The 17,509-nt window shown below is 56.6% G+C and carries 17 protein-coding genes and 1 tRNA gene; 4 read left to right on the top strand and 14 right to left on the bottom strand.

The features are described from left to right. Positions 1–121 precede the first annotated feature (121 nt). The 6 genes from QZR18_RS01465 to QZR18_RS01440 form a co-directional block, all read right to left on the bottom strand. Positions 122–1,720 carry a lysine--tRNA ligase gene (locus QZR18_RS01465; RefSeq protein ID WP_178704953.1) on the bottom strand — a complete coding sequence of 533 codons (1,599 nt, stop codon included), beginning with the start codon at positions 1,718–1,720 and terminating at the stop codon, positions 122–124. Between the two features lie 61 nt (positions 1,721–1,781). Then, a complete protein-coding gene (gene panD, locus QZR18_RS01460) occupies positions 1,782–2,216 on the bottom strand; it encodes an aspartate 1-decarboxylase (protein WP_178704956.1) in 435 nt (144 codons plus the stop codon). Beyond that, the gene (gene panC, locus QZR18_RS01455; RefSeq protein WP_178704959.1) at positions 2,209–3,150 is read right to left on the bottom strand and encodes a pantoate--beta-alanine ligase; all 942 of its coding nucleotides are present in this window, start codon (positions 3,148–3,150) and stop codon (positions 2,209–2,211) included. The genes panD and panC overlap by 8 nt, the downstream gene beginning before the upstream one ends. A 57-nt stretch (positions 3,151–3,207) precedes the next feature. Beyond that, complete coding sequence (locus QZR18_RS01450) at positions 3,208–4,134, bottom strand: Rossmann-like and DUF2520 domain-containing protein (protein ID WP_178704962.1); 927 nt, start codon at positions 4,132–4,134, stop codon at positions 3,208–3,210. A 104-nt stretch (positions 4,135–4,238) separates the two neighbouring features. Beyond that, positions 4,239–5,885, bottom strand: a complete 1,647-nt coding sequence (locus QZR18_RS01445; protein WP_178704965.1) for a PH domain-containing protein — start codon at positions 5,883–5,885, stop codon at positions 4,239–4,241. Positions 5,886–5,887: 2 nt separating this feature from the next. Then, positions 5,888–6,397: a PH domain-containing protein gene (locus tag QZR18_RS01440; protein ID WP_178704968.1), complete on the bottom strand. Its 510-nt coding sequence runs from the start codon at positions 6,395–6,397 to the stop codon at positions 5,888–5,890. A 100-nt stretch (positions 6,398–6,497) separates the two neighbouring features. Between QZR18_RS01440 and QZR18_RS01435 the strand changes: the two genes are divergently transcribed. The 4 genes from QZR18_RS01435 (at position 6,498) to QZR18_RS01420 (ending at position 10,724) form a co-directional block, all read left to right on the top strand. After that, positions 6,498–7,217, top strand: a complete 720-nt coding sequence (locus tag QZR18_RS01435; protein ID WP_178704971.1) for a response regulator transcription factor — start codon at positions 6,498–6,500, stop codon at positions 7,215–7,217. Between the two features lie 3 nt (positions 7,218–7,220). Then, on the top strand, positions 7,221–8,708 hold the full coding sequence (locus QZR18_RS01430) for a cell wall metabolism sensor histidine kinase WalK (protein WP_178704974.1): 1,488 nt from the start codon (positions 7,221–7,223) through the stop codon (positions 8,706–8,708). A 233-nt stretch (positions 8,709–8,941) separates the two neighbouring features. Beyond that, on the top strand, positions 8,942–10,294 hold the full coding sequence (locus QZR18_RS01425) for a hypothetical protein (RefSeq protein WP_178704977.1): 1,353 nt from the start codon (positions 8,942–8,944) through the stop codon (positions 10,292–10,294). 139 nt (positions 10,295–10,433) lie between these two features. Beyond that, positions 10,434–10,724 (top strand): WXG100 family type VII secretion target, encoded by a 291-nt coding sequence (locus QZR18_RS01420; RefSeq protein ID WP_178704980.1) that lies wholly within the window; start codon positions 10,434–10,436, stop codon positions 10,722–10,724. A 116-nt stretch (positions 10,725–10,840) separates the two neighbouring features. Here the strand turns inward: QZR18_RS01420 and groL are convergent, their stop codons facing one another. The 8 genes from groL to nusG form a co-directional block, all read right to left on the bottom strand. Continuing rightward, entirely contained in the window at positions 10,841–12,466 is a 1,626-nt protein-coding gene (gene groL / locus QZR18_RS01415; RefSeq protein ID WP_178704983.1) for a chaperonin GroEL, read from the bottom strand. Between the two features lie 206 nt (positions 12,467–12,672). Continuing rightward, positions 12,673–12,744, bottom strand: a tRNA-Asn gene (locus tag QZR18_RS01410). Between the two features lie 86 nt (positions 12,745–12,830). Continuing rightward, the gene (locus QZR18_RS01405; protein WP_178704997.1) at positions 12,831–13,625 is read right to left on the bottom strand and encodes a MerR family transcriptional regulator; all 795 of its coding nucleotides are present in this window, start codon (positions 13,623–13,625) and stop codon (positions 12,831–12,833) included. Between the two features lie 208 nt (positions 13,626–13,833). Continuing rightward, a complete protein-coding gene (gene rplL, locus QZR18_RS01400) occupies positions 13,834–14,217 on the bottom strand; it encodes a 50S ribosomal protein L7/L12 (protein WP_019126974.1) in 384 nt (127 codons plus the stop codon). A gap of 86 nt (positions 14,218–14,303) precedes the next feature. After that, positions 14,304–14,825, bottom strand: a complete 522-nt coding sequence (rplJ, locus tag QZR18_RS01395; protein WP_009408642.1) for a 50S ribosomal protein L10 — start codon at positions 14,823–14,825, stop codon at positions 14,304–14,306. A 371-nt stretch (positions 14,826–15,196) separates the two neighbouring features. Further along, complete coding sequence (gene rplA, locus QZR18_RS01390; protein ID WP_178704986.1) at positions 15,197–15,913, bottom strand: 50S ribosomal protein L1; 717 nt, start codon at positions 15,911–15,913, stop codon at positions 15,197–15,199. Positions 15,914–15,978: 65 nt separating this feature from the next. After that, complete coding sequence (gene rplK / locus QZR18_RS01385) at positions 15,979–16,413, bottom strand: 50S ribosomal protein L11 (protein ID WP_009408634.1); 435 nt, start codon at positions 16,411–16,413, stop codon at positions 15,979–15,981. A gap of 234 nt (positions 16,414–16,647) precedes the next feature. Next, a complete protein-coding gene (gene nusG, locus QZR18_RS01380; RefSeq protein ID WP_178704989.1) occupies positions 16,648–17,460 on the bottom strand; it encodes a transcription termination/antitermination protein NusG in 813 nt (270 codons plus the stop codon). Between the last annotated feature and the right edge of the window lie 49 nt (positions 17,461–17,509).

Genomic DNA, 17,509 nt, shown 5'->3' with positions numbered 1-17,509 from the left:
CTGCACCTGTAACGCTTGAACACTGCGCTTTCAGGCAGTATCCACCAGCACTTAGGTGCACTCTTTACACACAAAGGCGGCCGGCCTCGTCAAGTGACGAAAGCCGGCCGCCTTCACGTACTTAGCCCAGGCGCTTCACCAAGGGGAAGGGGATCGTTTCACGGATTCCCTGTCCAGTCAGCACCATCAGCAGGCGGTCGATACCCATGCCCATACCTCCGCAGGGCGGGAAGCCCTGTTCCATGGCAATAAGGAAGTCCTCATCCAGAACCATGGCTTCGGGATCACCATTGGCAGCGGCCAGAGCCTGCGCTTCAAAACGCTGACGTTGGACAACGGGATCAGCGAGCTCGGAGTATGCCGTTGCGGTCTCAAAACCACGAACATACAGGTCCCACTTCTCAGTCAGTCCCGGACGCGAACGATGGTAACGGGTCAGCGGAGAAGTATCCTCGGGGAAGTCATAGACGAAGGTCGGTGCCCACAGCTTCGAGGCAACGAGCTCTTCGAAGATATCCTCAACGATCTTGCCGTTTACTGCGTAATCATCAACCTCAATACCGATCTGATCGGCGTACTTGAGCAGCTTTTCACGAGGCGTATCCACCGTGATCTCTTCACCCAAAGCCTCTGAGGTCGAGCCATACAGGTCGATGTGGTCCCAATCGCCCGAAAGGTCATACTCGGTGCCGTCAGCAAGAGTGACAATTTCCTGGCCTTCGGGAAGATCAAAAGCATCGCGAGCAGCCTGCTGGATCAGGTTCCGGGTCAGAGCAGCCATTCCGTTGTAGTCGGAATAGGCCTCGTAGGCCTCCAGCGAGGTGAATTCGGGGCTGTGAGAGGAATCCATACCTTCGTTGCGGAAGTTACGGTTCATCTCAAAGACGCGATCCACACCACCGACAACTGCGCGCTTGAGGTAGATCTCGGTAGCAATACGCAGGTAGAGGTCCATATCCAGCGCGTTCATGTGCGTGATAAAGGGACGCGCCGAAGCGCCACCGTGAATGACCTGGAGCATCGGAGTCTCAAGCTCGATGTAATCGCGGCGGAAGAAATTCTCACGAATGGAACGGTTCACCGCAGCGCGAATACGGATCATATTGCGCGCGGCAGGACGGGTGATCAGGTCGAGCTCGCGGCGGCGGATTCGCTGGTCTTCCGAAAGAGAAACTTCTTCACCCTCGGCGGTCGTCCATGTCTTAGGCAAAGGACGCAGGGCCTTTGAGGCAATCGCCCACGAGGCGTCAGGAGCGGGAAGCGCAGTCGGGGCCGCGTCGTAAGCAGCTTGGGCCTCGGGAGTCACTTCAGCCGGGGTGGCGAAGATCGACAGCTCACCGCGCTTGGAGGAAATCACGCGACCGTGAACATAAAGGAAGTCACCCAAGTCAACGTCGTTTTTGTACTGAGCCAGCGACTCTGCACCAACCGAGGCGGCAGAGAGCATCACTTGGATCTTGTTGCCCGCACCATCCATGAGGGTTGCGAAGCAAAGCTTTCCACCGTTACGTGCCAAAATCACACGGCCAGAGAGAGCAACGATATCGTCGGTCTCTTCACCGGCTTCCAGATGGCTGTACTTTTCACGGACCTTTGCGATGGTCGTGGTGATAGGAAGCTTCACAGGATAGGCGGGAATCCCTGCCTCCATGAGGCGTGCACGCTTGGCAGCGCGAATTTGTACTTGTTCAGGGGTATCGTCAACAGGCGAATCAGTCATGACTTCAATGGTAGCGAAAGTCAGCGATTAGTCACGCCCATGCGTATGAGCGGATTAAAATTCACGCACCCGAACTTTTCAATCCCAAACTTTGGGCGTGGGGCGAAGACTCAGGGACCTGTCCCAGAGCACTCCCCTCTTCGATAATTCGATTCTGCGCATCAACGAAAACGACACTGGGTGTTACAGAACGAACCTGGGATTCGGGGACCTGGGCATAGGCCATGATGATGACCAAATCATCCAGGTTCACCAGATGCGCCGCGGCCCCATTGAGCTGAATAACACCACTTCCGCGCTGACCGGCGATTGTGTACGTCGATAGGCGTGATCCGTTATTCACATCCGCAATATCTACTTTTTGGCCGGGAACAATATTGGCCGCATCCAAGAGGTCTTCGTCGATGGTAATCGAGCCAACATAATGCAAATCGGCTCCAGTTACTCGTGCACGGTGAATCTTTCCAATCACCATGGTCCGAGTCATTTCACTCATGACGTGCGCCTCCGGCAACAGAAATAACGACATCCGCGTTATCGATCAAGCGAGTCGCTCCGACCCGCGCGGCAAGAAGAATTCGAGCGCGAAGGCTTCCCTGCGTTGCCGCAGCTTCCAGCACCTTCTCACGGCTTTCCTTGTCCACCTGTTCTGCGGCGCTTCCCGTCCCTGCAAGCAGGGTGAAATCGTCATCATCCACGATTGCAACGTAATCGGGAACAACTCCCTCTTCGGCCTCGAGAACGGAGGAGGCAGCACGCAAAACCTCGTCAAGAGGAACACCCAAAGCCGCTGCAGCGCGGGCCTCGTCAATCGCACGCGACAGGGAACGCGCGTGCACGCGTTCTTCCTCACTGAGGTACTGATTACGCGAAGAGAGCGCAACACCATCGCTATCGCGAACAATCTCAACGGCCTGAATGCGCACGGACATATCCAAGTCACGAACAAAAGTGCGAATAACTGCCAGCTGTTGGGCATCTTTTTGACCAAAGAGCGCAACATCAGGACGGATCAGATTCATTGCCTTTGAGACGACCAGTGCGACGCCGGCAAAGTGCGTCGGGCGAGTTGCTCCTTCAAGAATGTGGGCAACCGGGCCAGCGTCGATACGGGTGGTTGCGGGAGTTGGGTAAGCATCAGTGACAGAAGGAGCCCATACAAGATCAGCGCCCACCGTTGACAGCGCGTCCATATCGGCATCCAATGTGCGCGGGTAGGCATCGTAGTCCTCGCCCGGAGCAAACTGGGTGGGGTTGACGAAGATTGTGACGATGACATGATCGGCAAGCTCCTGTGCCTGCCGGACAAGCTCAAGGTGCCCTCGGTGGAGCGCTCCCATTGTCATGACCAGCGCGCACGTCCCCTCAAGTTGGGATAGTGCTTGCGCAAGTTCTTCTCGGGTATGCGTCAACTGAGGCGTAGAGTTCATGTGACTTATTTTCGCCCGAAAGGCCCCCGAAACGCCATTTCGTGGGGGTCTAACGGATCACTTTTCACCCATTTCACGCACAGCTGCGCGTATTTCCCAGGCCACCTGAGAGCTGATTCGTCCCTCAAATTCCAGTAGGTCAACGGTGTGCAGAGTCATTGCCGCGTAAGTCGAGCGCGCATCCTCGAGGCGGTGTCCCCACTGGCCCTCCCCCGCCAAGTTTTCTTCCTTGGCTTTGGTCTCTAGAACGCTCAGGTGCTCGCGAATTGTTCCGACATCTCCTCGCGGGATGGGGCCAGAGACACCGCGGTCCCCCGCTCGCAGCGCGCGATCTAGGGCGGCCTCGCACAGGGGACGCAAGAAAGTTCCCGGATCCTCAATTCCAACGGTGGAGAGGATCTGCTTAGACTGCGCGACTACAGTGGCAAGGAAATTTGCACCGTGATTCAACGCAGCGTGGTAGACCCCGCGATCTTCCTCCGCGATCTCGAAAGGCTCACCACCCATTTCAACGACTAGCGCTTGGGCAATGGGCAAGGCAATTGCTGGAGCAGTCACTGCAAAGGGTGTCCCCACCAAACGTGGAACGTCAACTGAGGTCCCCGTGAAGGTCATTGCCGGATGAATTGCCAAGGGAATTGCCCCCATACCCGAGGCGGGGCGCAGAATGTCAATTCCGTGCGCCCCCGAAGTATGCACAATCAGTTGCGAGGACTGCCAGGCACCTAATTCAGCCAGGCCCTTGACCAAACCTTCAAGCTGGTCGTCGGGAACGGTCAGAACAACCATCTGGCAACCAGAGACAATCTCTTCTACCGAAAGAATGGGAATCCCCGGTAACAGAGCATCGGCACGCTCCCGCGATTCCTCCGAAGAGGCACTCACCCCAACAATCGTGTGTCCAACCGCGCGCAGGGCCGAGCCGATCACAGGGCCAACATGTCCCATGCCGATAATGCCGATATCAAGTCGACCGCCGCGCATATTCCGCCTTTGCTGTGGTGTCTGATGGATGGCCCTGAGCGACAAGCCGCGTCTGAATCCGCGCCCCCAGATCGGCGCTATCTTCGCAGCTGCGTCAATGGATATTAACTGTGCATCCCATTTTCTACGCGCAGCATCCATTTCTCAGGAGGCTCGCTGGCACGGTTGGCCTGCCCCTCGATGAGCAAGGTGTAAATATCTGCACTTGCCTGCGAGGCATCTTGATGCTCCGCAATCATCTTGAATGCACCGGGAACCACATCCATGTGCAGACTTGCCACACCCAGTTTGCGTTCTAACGGACCCGACTGCACCCGAACCGACTGCAGACGTGCAATAGGCGCCCACAGGCTCTTCCGATTCAACCAACCATCGCGGATAACGAAAGTGGTCCGCGTGATTGCTCGAGCGCGGCGATGGTAGGCGAAGGGGTCCAAGAAGCGCGCTCGAGGCGACATCTGTACAAAGCCCTGCCCACTTCCCTTTCCCGCGAGCGCAGCCTCAATGAAGGAAGGAACATCATCGACACCCAGATCGTTGAAAACCATCCACAGTGCGAATTCAACGTCTTGGCGTGTACCTACAGGAATAAGGATGTGGGAGCTCTGCTGTTTGTTCGAGTCAGTGTCTTTCGCGCCGTAACCGGCTTGAAGAATGCTCACGCGGTACCAACCCAGAAAACGCCAAAAGAAGGGCTGTTGAACCTGAATCGCGTGAATACGCCTCGGCGGAATGGTCTGCGCGCGCGTACTGAGCAAACCGCGTCGCACGCGGATACCATCGGGAGAAATCGCTAGGCGGAAGTTGGCCTCGGAGGCAAAACGATTCCACTGCACACCGACGATCGACATTGCCACCGAGAGGAAACCACCCAATGAGGCAATGGCAACGACGACACCCTCTTGAACAGCGGCAATGCCTCCGGCAACGAGGAATGCAATCAGAAGCAAAATGGCTGCGATATTGCCCAAAGACAGCATCTGAGATCCAAGCAGGCGTCCCATCGAGACCTGATAAAGCTCGCGTTCGGGTGCGACCGGAATCGAGGAAGGCGCATAGACCTCTCCGGTATAGCTGTAGTTTGCAGGAGTTTGCGAGGCCACGGACTGGCTGGGCGCGTAGGGATCTGCCGTTGCAGCTGGGTACCCGCTCTGGACGGGAGCGCACGGAGACTGAGGTGTCGTCCCGATTGCCGAGGTCTGGGGGGAGGTTTGTGCCTCTACCCTCAGCCCTGCAGCACGAGCAAGGATTTCTCCGCGCAGAGCCTCAAGTTCTGAGACCTTGAGATAACCGATGGTGATGTTGGAGGAGGAGCCACCAGCAACTTCAACATCAAGCTTGCCCAAACCAAGAATTCGTGCAAGGACCGGCTGGGAGATATCAACGGCCTGAATACGATCCAAGCGCGCATGGCGCTGCTGACGCTTAAGAATCCCGTGGCGCGACCACACTGCGGTTTCCGTGACTGCAAAGGCCAAGGACCACCACTGGAGAAAAACAAAACCAACTAGGACGGCGATGACAATCAGCGCGCTCCCCGCCAAATAAAAGAAACGCTCCGAAAGGAAAGAAAGAAGATACTCAGAGCGCAGCATTTCCTGAATTTCACTGAAATTGCGATAAGTAACCAGGGCAAAACCTGCCACCAAGATTTGCCAGATCTCCAGAAGAGGCGTGATGACGTGGACGCGGCGCCACAGCGAGGGATCAACCCCTTGGTCCGCTGCATACACGTGTTGAGAAGAACTCATGCTCACAGCCCTGCCATCTCAGCGCTTCCACGCTGGGCGAGTTGGTCGCGCAGACGGGCAGCATCCTCAGAGGGGATCCCCTGAACAAAGGCACGAGTAGAGACCGAGGCCGTATGAATGATCACCGTGGAAATACCGAAGAAGCGAGAAACGGGGCCTTCTGAAATATCAACGTACTGAATACGGCCGTAAGGAACGATTGTCATCGAGCGGAAGAAAGCGCCTCGACGAATGAGGAAATCATGCTCACCTTGCGCCCATGCGAAATTACGTATTTGTCGGCCGATAATCCACATCATGTAGAGCCATCCGGCACTTAATCCAGCGATGATCCCAAAACCCCACTCTCGTGGAAAATCTGGTGCCATCACCATGCCAACCGATACCGCAGCAACAGCGATGACAAAGTAAATACTGACGTTCAGCCGCCGCACCACGGCAAGCGAGCGTTTAACCGGATTAAAAGTCACGCCTTGGGGTTCAAAAAGACTTTGAGAGCTGGATTGAGTCATGCTTGCATTATCTTCCTTTCAGCACCTTTTTCATGGAGATTCTCAGAAAAACAATTTCACACAGCAGGCATTCAGGATACATTCAGCTATCTCACTCAAAATGTTGACTATGACGGAATTTGAAAACACTGGAGAAGCGCGACTTCTTGTCGTTGACGATGAACCAAATATTCGCGATCTTCTGGCCTCATCTCTGCGATTTGCTGGCTTTGATGTCATTACGGCAGAAGACGGAGCATCTGCCTACCACCAGGCTCAGGAAGAACGCCCCGACCTGATCGTTCTGGACGTCATGCTCCCCGATATGGACGGCTTCACAGTGACTCGTCGCCTGCGCGATGCAGGTATCACTATCCCCGTCCTTTTCTTGACAGCTCGCGATGATATGCGCGACAAGATCCAGGGACTCACCGTCGGCGGCGACGATTACGTCACAAAGCCTTTTGGCCTCGAGGAAGTCGTCGCACGTATTCGTGCCGTTCTGCGCCGTACGCTGGGCGAGAGCGGCGACGATGGCAAGCTGCGCGTCGCTGACCTTGTCATCGACGAAGACGCACACGAAGTCACTCGCGCTGGAGTACCGATCGACCTGTCCCCCACCGAGTTCAAGCTTCTGCGCTACCTCATGATCAATCAGGGACGAGTCGTTTCCAAGATGCAGATCCTCGATCACGTCTGGGAATACGACTGGGATGGCGAGGTTGCAATCGTCGAATCCTATATTTCCTACCTGCGTCGCAAGCTGACCGTCGAAGGCGCCAGCGGCGAGCTCATTCACACCAAGCGAGGCGTTGGATACATCCTTCGAGACGATAACTAAAAAATGTACCCACGCGGTGTAGTACGCAGATTCTGGTCGTCACGTTCGTTGACGGCCAGAATTGTTGCGCTCACTGCACTTCTTCTCTCTCTTGGACTTTCCCTTTCAGCAACGGTGATGATCGGCCTCTTGCAGCGCCACCTCATTGCCCAAGTTGACGACCAACTCTCATCAACAGTTTTGTCATTGGCCCCCAAGGCCATTGAGAACCCACAGGAGCTGGCTCAAGAGCCCAACCTCCCCACTCTCTACTACCTCAACATCCAACGGGCGAACGAAGAAGACGTCACGCTGCTCTCGGCCTCGACACGCGACCACGCGGGTAAACCGCTGATTCCGGAGCTTCTCAAGCCAGGTCAATCCGCGCAGACGGCTACCGGCTGGACTGACCCCGTTACTGTCGAATCGACGAAGCAGGGATCTACATGGCGCGTGATTATTGTTCCCATTACGCGCAGTGGCGATATCACCCCAACGGGCAGGCTCACCGTCGCGCTTCCGCTCAACGACGTAAAATTCACCATTCAAAATATGGCTGGATACGTCGCAACAACGGCAATTGCGATCATCGCCATCGGCACCGGCCTGGCGACCTACCTAGTCCGGCGCGCGCTTCTTCCCCTGCGTGGAATCGAAACGACTGCAGGCAAGATTGCCGCCGGCGACCTCACCCAGCGTGTTCCATTTGCTCCGCCTTCAACGGAAGTCGGTTCGCTTTCGAAGTCATTGAACTCCATGCTGAGCCAGCTGGAACAGTCATTCGCAGCGCGCGAGGAATCTGAGCGTAAGATCCGTCGCTTCGTTTCCGATGCTTCGCATGAACTGCGCACTCCCCTAGCCGCGATTTCAGGTTACTGCGAGCTCTACTCAATGGGCGGCGTTCCGACAGAGCGCACCGGCGAAGTCATGGGGCGAATTCGATCCGAATCAACTCGCATGGGTTCATTGGTTGAGGACCTCTTGACTCTGGCCCGCTTGGACGAGGGCCGGCCGCTAGAAATCGTGGATGTCGATGTGATCGCGATGCTTCGCAATGCTCGCTTCGATCTTCAAGCTCTCGATCCCACTCGCCAGGTCAAGATTCTGGGGATCAACGACCAGCCGATTCCGCAATCCGTCTGGATTCAGGCCGACCGCGACCGCCTGCAACAGGTGCTCACAAATATCATCGGTAACATTGTGCGTTACACCCCGCGTTCAACACCGGTAGAGATTGCTGTAGGTCAGAATCCGACTTCTGTTCTGATGGAATTTAGGGATCACGGACCTGGAATTGCGAAGGAAGACTATGAAAAAGTTTTCCAGCGCTTCTATCGAACAGAAAGCTCACGTGCCCGCTCACTGGGTGGCTCCGGATTGGGACTTTCCATCGTATCCTCAATCGTCTCAGCGCACGGCGGTCACGCAGAGCTCACAAAGACTACGGGCGGTGGCCTCACCGTCAAGATCGATATGCCAATCGTGCAGTCCAAAGAACGCTTGAAGGCATAAACTGACGGAATTCGATCTTCGCAGCTTCCTTCCCGCGCCAATTGTCTTGCGAATCTCAACTACTGAAGCACTGGTGTTTTTCCTTGAGAATCACGCAGAAAACCGCTGGAAATTAAGTGATTATGCGCTGCATGGCCTCTGCGAATCCTTCGCTCATAGGAAAGCTCCGTGCCAAGCGTTCAAAAAGTGGCTAGCATTACCAAGTAACATTGTCAGACTAGGAGTGAGCGCGCATGGGTGCCGATGCACCTCAGTGGCTTTTTAGTTCCTTCGTGGACGCGATGCAAGAAATCGGGGCAAGTGCTCCGATTCCCCTCTTGGAGGCTGAAGCTCGAGATTTGATCTCGCGCTGGAATGCCAAGGGACGAATCCTTCACAACACCCGCCATCTCATCAAGACCTTGGCGCGTATCGACGAGATTGCCTCGACAGCACACGATCCTGATGTTCTGCGGGTTGCTCTGTGGTATCAAGGAGCGGTTCTTAACCGCAGTTTTGACGTTTTCCAACGCGGCACTAACAGCGATGAGCAAGAATTCTCCGCGCTGTACCACGCACGTTCTCGCATGGAAGCACTGGGGGTGAGCGAGGATGTTATTTCTCGCGTTCAAGAGCTCATGATGGCGCTTTTCACGCACCGCGCGGACCCTTCTGACATGGATGCTCAAGTCCTCATTGATGCCGACTTAGGAATGCTGGCAGCTAGCCCTCAGGACTTTAAGCGCTTCCGCGAATCATTGCGCGAAGAATGCCCTGATTTGTGCGATATGGATTACGTACGTGCACGCCGCCTGGCAATTAAGAAGATTTTGGCGCGCGAGCAGATTTTTCATTCACCGCTTGCACTTGCATGGGAAGAAAGCGCACGAGCTAATCTCGAGGCCGAAAGCGCCAAGCTTGCTCGAGTTCTCAAAGCTTGTTCCCCCGATGCCGATCTCAATGAGCCCGAAGAAGATGTCGAGCCAGAGGAACACCATGAGACGCTCTCATCGGATACTCCTGCCTCTGGAACGATGATTATCCGGCGCCGTCACCTCAACATTAAGAGTCATACTGAGCCTTTCGACCCCGTCGACACCCCGAGCACTCCTGCTGGGTCTTTGCCTTCCGCGGTCGTAGAGCTTCCTCAGTCAACCCTTTCCGTTGATTCCGATGAGTTTGCTACTGACGAGGCCGCTGGCCTGCCTGTAGCCCCCGCTCCCCTTGACAGCAGTGAGGATGAGGCTACAGCCTCCGTTCAGACCCCTTCCAATGCCACATCTGATGGCGTGGAAGAGGCAGCGGAGAATAGTGCGCCCGCATCGCCAACGCTTCCTCCCGAGAACACTGAGACACCTGCTCTAGGAATTCCAAGCGGAGCGGCAGCAAACGGAGCGACAGCAAGCGGAGCGACAGCCCCCACATCCTCTGGTGCGGCGGTGCCTTCCGCTCAACAGGTTTCTCTTCCCAGTACCGTCCACACCCCTCTGCCTGGAGTTGCAGCAGAGAGCCCTTCGCGTGGATCTGCTGCTGATGCTGACGACACTTCTTCTTTGGAGTCGGCATTGGATGACCTGGACATTCCAACTCCTCCCCCGCTGTCCTAAATCCTTAAACTTGAATCGTCGTATTCATCCACCGTGTCAGATTGAACCGTTTTCTCCACAGATTGTGTTATCTGCACGGTGCCGTCAACTTACTCTTCCTAGGCTGTGAACACCCATTCACCCAGCCTAGGAGGGCACAATGACCGCATTTTCCGTTGACTCCGCACACATCGCATCCTGCGCCTCGCGGATCCAAATTACTTGCGACTCGATTCGAAACGAAGTATCAGCGCTCATGAACGAGTTACTGGCGCTTAAAGATACTTGGCAAGGCGGCGCTTCGGCGCAATTCTCTGATTCTGTTGCCTCTTGGCAGCTCACCCAAGCTCAAGTTGAAAGCTCCCTGGACCAGATCTCAGGCTCACTTTCGCATGCGGCTCAGGTCTACGCAGATGCTGAAGCACAGAGCATCGGGCTCTTCGCACACTAGGAAACTGCCTTATTCACATACAGCTGCCTATTAAATGCCTGTGGGGGACGCGCATGAAGCGCGCCCCCCACAGGGACATTCATAGGGAATGCGATTTTCTACTAATCCCTAAAGGATCAGTACATTCCGCCCATTCCACCGTCAGCAGGTGCTCCTGCCGGTGCCGGAGGCTCAGGCTTGTCGGCAACAACGGCCTCGGTGGTCAGGAACATACCTGCGATCGAGGCTGCGTTCTGCAGAGCGGAGCGGGTGACCTTGACCGGGTCAGAGATACCCTGGGTCATCAGGTCGCCGTACTCACCAGTTGCAGCGTTCAGACCGAAGCCGGGCTCCATCTGAGCAACGCGGTCAGCAACAACGCCGCCCTCAAGGCCAGCATTCTCAGCGATCTGCTTGAGCGGTGCAGAGACAGCCTCGCGAACGATGTTCACACCGGTTGCCTCATCGCCGCTGAAGTTCAGCGAGTCAAGAGCCTTGGAGGCTGCCTGAATCAGTGCAACACCGCCACCGGCAACCAAGCCCTCTTCAGAGGCTGCGCGAGCGTTACGGATCGCGTCCTCGATGCGGTGCTTACGTTCCTTGAGCTCAACCTCAGTTGCAGCACCGGACTTGATGACTGCCACGCCGCCGGAGAGCTTTGCCAGACGCTCCTGGAGCTTCTCGCGGTCGTAATCGGAATCGGTGGTCTCGATTTCCTTACGCAGCTGACGGATGCGTGCCTGGATGTCATCCTTTGCGCCCAGACCGTCAACGATGGTGGTTTCATCCTTGGAGACGATGACCTTGCGCGCACGGCCGAGATCCTCAAGGGTGGCATTCTCAAGAGAGAGGCCAACGGTCTCGGAGATCACTTCACCGGCGGTAAGGATTGCAACGTCCTTCAGCATGGCCTTACGGCGATCGCCGAAGCCGGGGGCCTTGATGGCGACCGACTTGAAGGTGCCGCGGATGTTGTTGACAACCAGGGTTGCCAGGGCTTCGCCCTCAACGTCCTCGGCAATGATGAACAGCGGCTTACCGGTCTGCATGACCTTTTCCAGGACAGGCAGCAGTTCCTTGGCGTTGGTGATCTTGGTGTCGACCAGCAGGATGTAGGGATCCTCGAGGACGGCTTCCTGGCGATCTGCATCGTTAACGAAGTATGCAGAGAGGTAGCCGCGCTCGAAACGCATGCCTTCGGTGGTCTCAAGGGTGGTGTCGAAAGAGTTGGTCTCTTCAACGGTCACAACACCTTCAGAGCCAACCTTCTCGAAGGCCTGAGCAATGAGCTTGCCGATCTCGGGATCATTTGCGGAGATCGAGGCGGTGGCAGCAATCTGCTCGGTGGTCTCAACAGGCTTGGAATCCTTGTGCAGCTGGGCAACGATTGCCTCAACGGCACCATCGATGCCGCGCTTCAGGGCGATGGGGTTCGAACCGGCTGCAACGTTACGCAGACCCTCACGAACCAGTGCCTGTGCCAGAACGGTAGCGGTCGTGGTGCCGTCACCTGCGACATCATCGGTCTTCTTGGCAACTTCCTTGACCAGTTCTGCACCGATGCGCTCAAAGGGATCTTCGAGGTCGATTTCCTTAGCAACGGAAACGCCATCCTTGGTGATGGTGGGGGCGCCCCACTTCTTGTCGAGGACGACATTACGGCCCTTGGGGCCCAGGGTGACCTTAACGGTGTCGGCGAGAAGGTTCAGACCGCGCTCCATGCCGCGGCGCGCCTCCTCATCGAAGTGAATGAGCTTCGTCATGTTCTTCTATCCTTCCGCGATGCGGATTGGACCGATGCCCGCGACGGACGACTCAGGTAACTCCTAAGCCTCACCGGCCTTAGTGCTTATCACTCGGCACTCCCGAGTGCTAAATCCAAGTCTGGCACTCTCAGCCCCAGAGTGCAAGATGGGCAGTTTGGAGTTCGCTGAAAAAGAAAACCCCGGTACCAAGTACCGGGGAGAAGCTCCCGCGACTGGATTCGAACCAGTAACCGTCCGATTAACAGTCGGATGCTCTGCCGTTGAGCTACGCGGGAAAGCGACAAAAAGAAATAGTAGCGATGAAGTGAGCTAAGAGCAAATCCGAAAGCATCCTGCGCTCATGGCCTGCCTCACAAACCAATCACTTCCATTCGGGTTTGTCGGTATCGACACCGCTCTGATGAGCAACGTACTCAATTGCAGACGCGAGCCATTGGGCAAAACCGTCGAGCTGCGAGTCGTAGTGCGAGCGGAAACGCTCGTCGTGAATGTAGGAACGCGAAATCACGTAGTGCTTTGCGGGGGTCACTGGGAAAAAGGCACTGAGCAGTTCCCTATGCAAGGCCACAAGACGTGCCGCCTCGCCACTGTCAGGAGAAACTCCCTTGCGGATCGCGTTGATCATGTCCTTTTCGACCTGCTCAAAAGCTTCAGCATTCCCCTGCCAGTCCGCCGCACTCCACGACGCAGTGCGGCGCTGAGATTCCTGCCAGTCATCACTGCCACCGTAGAGTTGTTCAGCTTCCTCCTGATGCGTGGCAAAGTCAGCATCCCCAAGGATTGCCCCAATTTCTTCCGCGTTGAGCGCATTGTCGTTCATTGCTTCCTCCAATAGCGTATCGATTGCTGCGATCATTTTGTCCGTCTGTTGGCGATGGGCAATAAGGCTCTCTCGCTGACGTTTGAGGTGCACAATCGCAGAGTCACCGGAATCAAGGAGCTCCTTGATATCCATCAATTTCATGCCCGTCGCACGATAAATAATGATTCTCTGCACGCGCGCACAGTCTTCAAGCGAGTAGAGCCGATAGTTTGACCAGCTTCGCCCCGAGGGCACGAGAAGCCCCTGTTCTTCCCAATGACGAAGCGTTCGCACAGTCAACGAAAAGTGCTTGGCTAGTTCGCCAACAGTGTAAAGAATTCCGTCGTTGTTCATGTCAATCATTGTGAAGCCTCACGTCACGTCATGGTCAAGTCGAATGCGCAGGAAATTGCGAAACTTCCACTTCACGAGGCCGCGCTCGGTTGCGTGGCCGCGAGCGACGGCAGGGCGGCAGCAAAAGCGGAAACCCCGCCCTGCCGAAGCAGAACGGGGTTTCGTGGCCCATGACGGGCAAAAGTCTGAATGAATCAGACGGGGAAAGTCACTTAAGGGTGACCTTGCCGCCGGCCTCTTCGATCTCAGCCTTAGCCTTCTCGGCGTCTTCCTTCTTGGCGTTCTCGAAGATGGTCGAGGGGGCGCCGTCAACCAGGTCCTTGGCTTCCTTGAGGCCCAGGCCGGTCAGAGCCTTGACAGCCTTGACGACGGCGATCTTCTTGTCGCCTGCGGACTCGAGGACAACCTCGAACTCGTCCTTCTCTTCAGCTGCGGGAGCATCGCCTGCTGCAGGAGCAGCAACGGCAACGGCTGCGGGAGCAGCAGCGGTAACGTCGAAGGTCTCTTCGAAGAGCTTCACGAAATCGGAGAGCTCGATGAGGGACATTTCCTTGAAAGCTTCGATGAGCTCGTCGTTGGAGAGCTTAGCCATGATTGGCATCCTTTCGATTTTGGCCTGCTACGTGAGCAGATTGTGGATGTGATCGCAAAGGCAAGTGCCTTCGCGGGCCTGTCACGTCAGGCCGCTTCGCCCTGCTTTTCACGCAGAGCATCGATGGTGCGCACCGCCTTGGACGGAAGCGCGTTGAAGGCGTATGCCGCCTGAGAGATCTTCGCCTTGAGAGCGCCTGCAGCCTTGGCCAGCAGGACCTCGCGAGACTCGAGATCGGCAAGCTTCTTGACAGCCTCAGCGGAGAGCTGTGCGCCCTCCATAGCACCGGACTTCAGTACCAGCTGAGGATTCTCCTTGGCAAAATCACGCAGCGTCTTGGCAGCCTCAACGGGCTCACCGGTGACGAAAGCGATAGCGGTCGGGCCCTTCAGGTCAGCCTCGAGGAAATCGAGACCAACTTCGCGAGCCGCCAGGATCGCCAGCGTGTTCTTTGCCACGGCGTAGGTCGCATTGCCAGCCAGGCCGCGACGCAGCTGCTTGAGCTGGCCAACGGTCAGACCGCGGTACTCGGTCAGCAGGACAGCGTCGGCTGCGCGGAAACGCTCCACGAGCTCGGCAACTGCTGCCACCTTGTCGGACTTCGCCATGGTCCTCCTTTCAAAAATTCACCGCCGGACGCACGAAAAAGCCCGGCACGCAGGAAAGCGGCCGGGCTCAAATGAAACCCACTTCTCAAGAAGTCACTCACCTGCGTCGGAAGCTTTCGCACTTGGAATCCACCGAGGTGGATGACCGACGGTCTTCGGCAACGAGTAGCTTAACACGCATCGCGGTCGGGGTTCCAGCTTTGGATGTGTGTATCAGCACACGGTTCAATACACACGTCACGCATGGCCGGAGTCACTTTCCTCAGTATGACGTCTTATTCGACTTCCCTATGAACCAAAGCAAAGGTCCCCACGAGCAACGCTCGTGGGGACCCACGTGAAACGACTATCTGCCGTTAACCTCTAGTGCTTCAGGAAGCATCCTCGGAGGTCAGGGCGCGAGTCTTGGTGGCATCCAGCGGAATACCAGGACCCATGGTCGTGGCGACCGTAGCCTTGAGGATGTAACGGCCCTTTGCGGAAGCCGGCTTCATGCGCAGGATCTCCTCCAAGACGACAGCGTAGTTCTCGACCAGCTGCTCGGCGGTGAAGGAAGCCTTACCGACGATGAATGCCAGGTTCGAGTGCTTGTCGACACGGAACTCGATACGACCGCCCTTGATTTCCTTAACGGCCTTAGCGACATCCATGGTGACGGTGCCGGTCTTGGGGTTCGGCATGAGGCCACGGGGACCAAGCACGCGGCCCAGACGGCCAACCTTGCCCATGAGGTCGGGGGTTGCAACGGCGACATCGAAGTCGGTGTAGCCCTTGGCAACCTTCTCGATCAGCTCGTCGCCACCGACTTCGTCGGCTCCGGCGTCGATTGCTTCCTGTGCGCGCTCGCCAACGGCGAAGACCAAGACCCGGGAGGTCTTACCGGTGCCGTGCGGCAGGGAAACGGTGCCTCGGACCATCTGATCGGCCTTACGGGGATCAACACCCAGTCGCATAACAACCTCAACGGTTGAATCGAACTTGGTGACCGAGGTTTCCTTGGCCAAACGCATTGCGGCCAGGGGGCTGTACAGTTCGCCAGCGTGGATTTTCTCCGCCGCTGCGCGGTAGCTCTTAGAGCGCTTCGTCATTCTGCTTCTTCTCCTTGCAGGTGTGGGTGTCGGGCAGCGCCTGCCCTACCACGGAAATTAAAGGGTCAATCCTGAACAGTGATGCCCATGGAACGTGCGGTGCCCGCGACGATCTTGGATGCAGCATCAATGTCGTTGGCGTTGAGGTCAACCATCTTGGCCTGGGCGATTTCGCGCACCTGGTCCATGGTGATCGATCCAACCTTGGCGGTGTTCGGGGTGCCCGAACCCTTTGCAACACCTGCAGCCTTCTTAATCATTTCGGAGGCCGGAGGGGTCTTCAGAACGAAGGTGAAGGAACGATCTTCGTAAACGGTGATTTCAACCGGGACGATCGAACCGCGCTGCGACTCAGTTGCAGCATTGTATGCCTTCGTGAATTCAACGATGTTCACGCCGTGCTGGCCCAGTGCAGGACCAACGGGCGGAGCCGGGGTCGCGGCGCCTGCAGCAATCTGCAGCTTGATGAGGCCGGTGACCTTCTTCTTCTTCGGTGCCATATTTCGGGTCTTTCTATTTCTTACTCAGCCGCGGAGACTACCGCGGCATACGTCCACGTGGGATCTACAGGAAGAGCAACCCGTAGACAAAGTCCACCCAGACGCACGAATCTACATGATAACGCGATGTGGGTGACTCCCCAAGTCTAGGTGCTGCAGCTCACGCCGACCGAGAGATCAGCTGACATTCACTTCATCAGCAAAAAGGGAGCACCCACTTGCGTTTCAGTGAATTTACTCTTCGATCTTTTCGACCTGATCGAAGGTGAGTTCCATGGGAGTCTCACGTTCGAAGATGGTCAGCAAGACCTTCAGGCGCTGAGTCTCAGGCATGATCTCGGAGATCACTGCGCTCATGGTGGCGAATGCACCATCGGTGACGGTGACGACCTCGCCGACCTCGAACTGAGTGCGAACTTCCTGAACGGGAGCAGGAGCGCTCTTTTCCTCAGCGGCAGCAGCCTCGAGCACGTTCGGGGTCAGCAGCATAACGACCTCGTCGATCGACAGCGGCACGGGATTGTGCTGATCACCAACGAAGCCGGTAACCGCGGGAGTCTCCTTCACGACACGGTAGGAGTCTTCATTGAAGTCCATGCAGACGATGACATATCCGGGGATGCGCACACGACGAACACGCTTCTTCACATTGCCGCGGTACTCCATGACGTACTCATCGGGAACCTCAACCTGGAAGATCGACTCTTCCATGTTCTGACTGGTGATGCGCTGCTCAAGGTTTGCCTTCACCTTGCGCTCGTGGCCGGAGTAGGTGTGGATGACGTACCAGTCACCGGGAGACATGTAGAGCTCACGGCGCAGTTTCTCGATGGGATCATCCTCGCTCGAGGCCGCTTCCGCAGCTGCTTCCTCAACGCCAGCAATCGCTTCGCCTTCTTCAAGAGCTTCCTTGCGCTCTTCGGGGGCGTCTTCAAGGCGCTCTTCGCGCTCATCCTCGCGCTGTGCAGCGGTTTCCAGCTCACCTTCGGGGGCGATTCCACCATCAAAAGTATCGGGTTCCTGGCCCTCGATCTTGTCCTGGCTCACGGGTTTTCCTCCTGTGGTTACCGCTTGCGCGGTGCTTCACGGCCGAGCC

Origin of the sequence: uncultured Actinomyces sp., assembly GCA_900541895.1 — a bacterium.
Lineage (GTDB): Bacteria > Actinomycetota > Actinomycetes > Actinomycetales > Actinomycetaceae > Pauljensenia.
The sequence above is the reverse complement of the archived record's forward strand: the minus strand, read 5'-3'. Positions and strand labels throughout refer to the sequence as shown.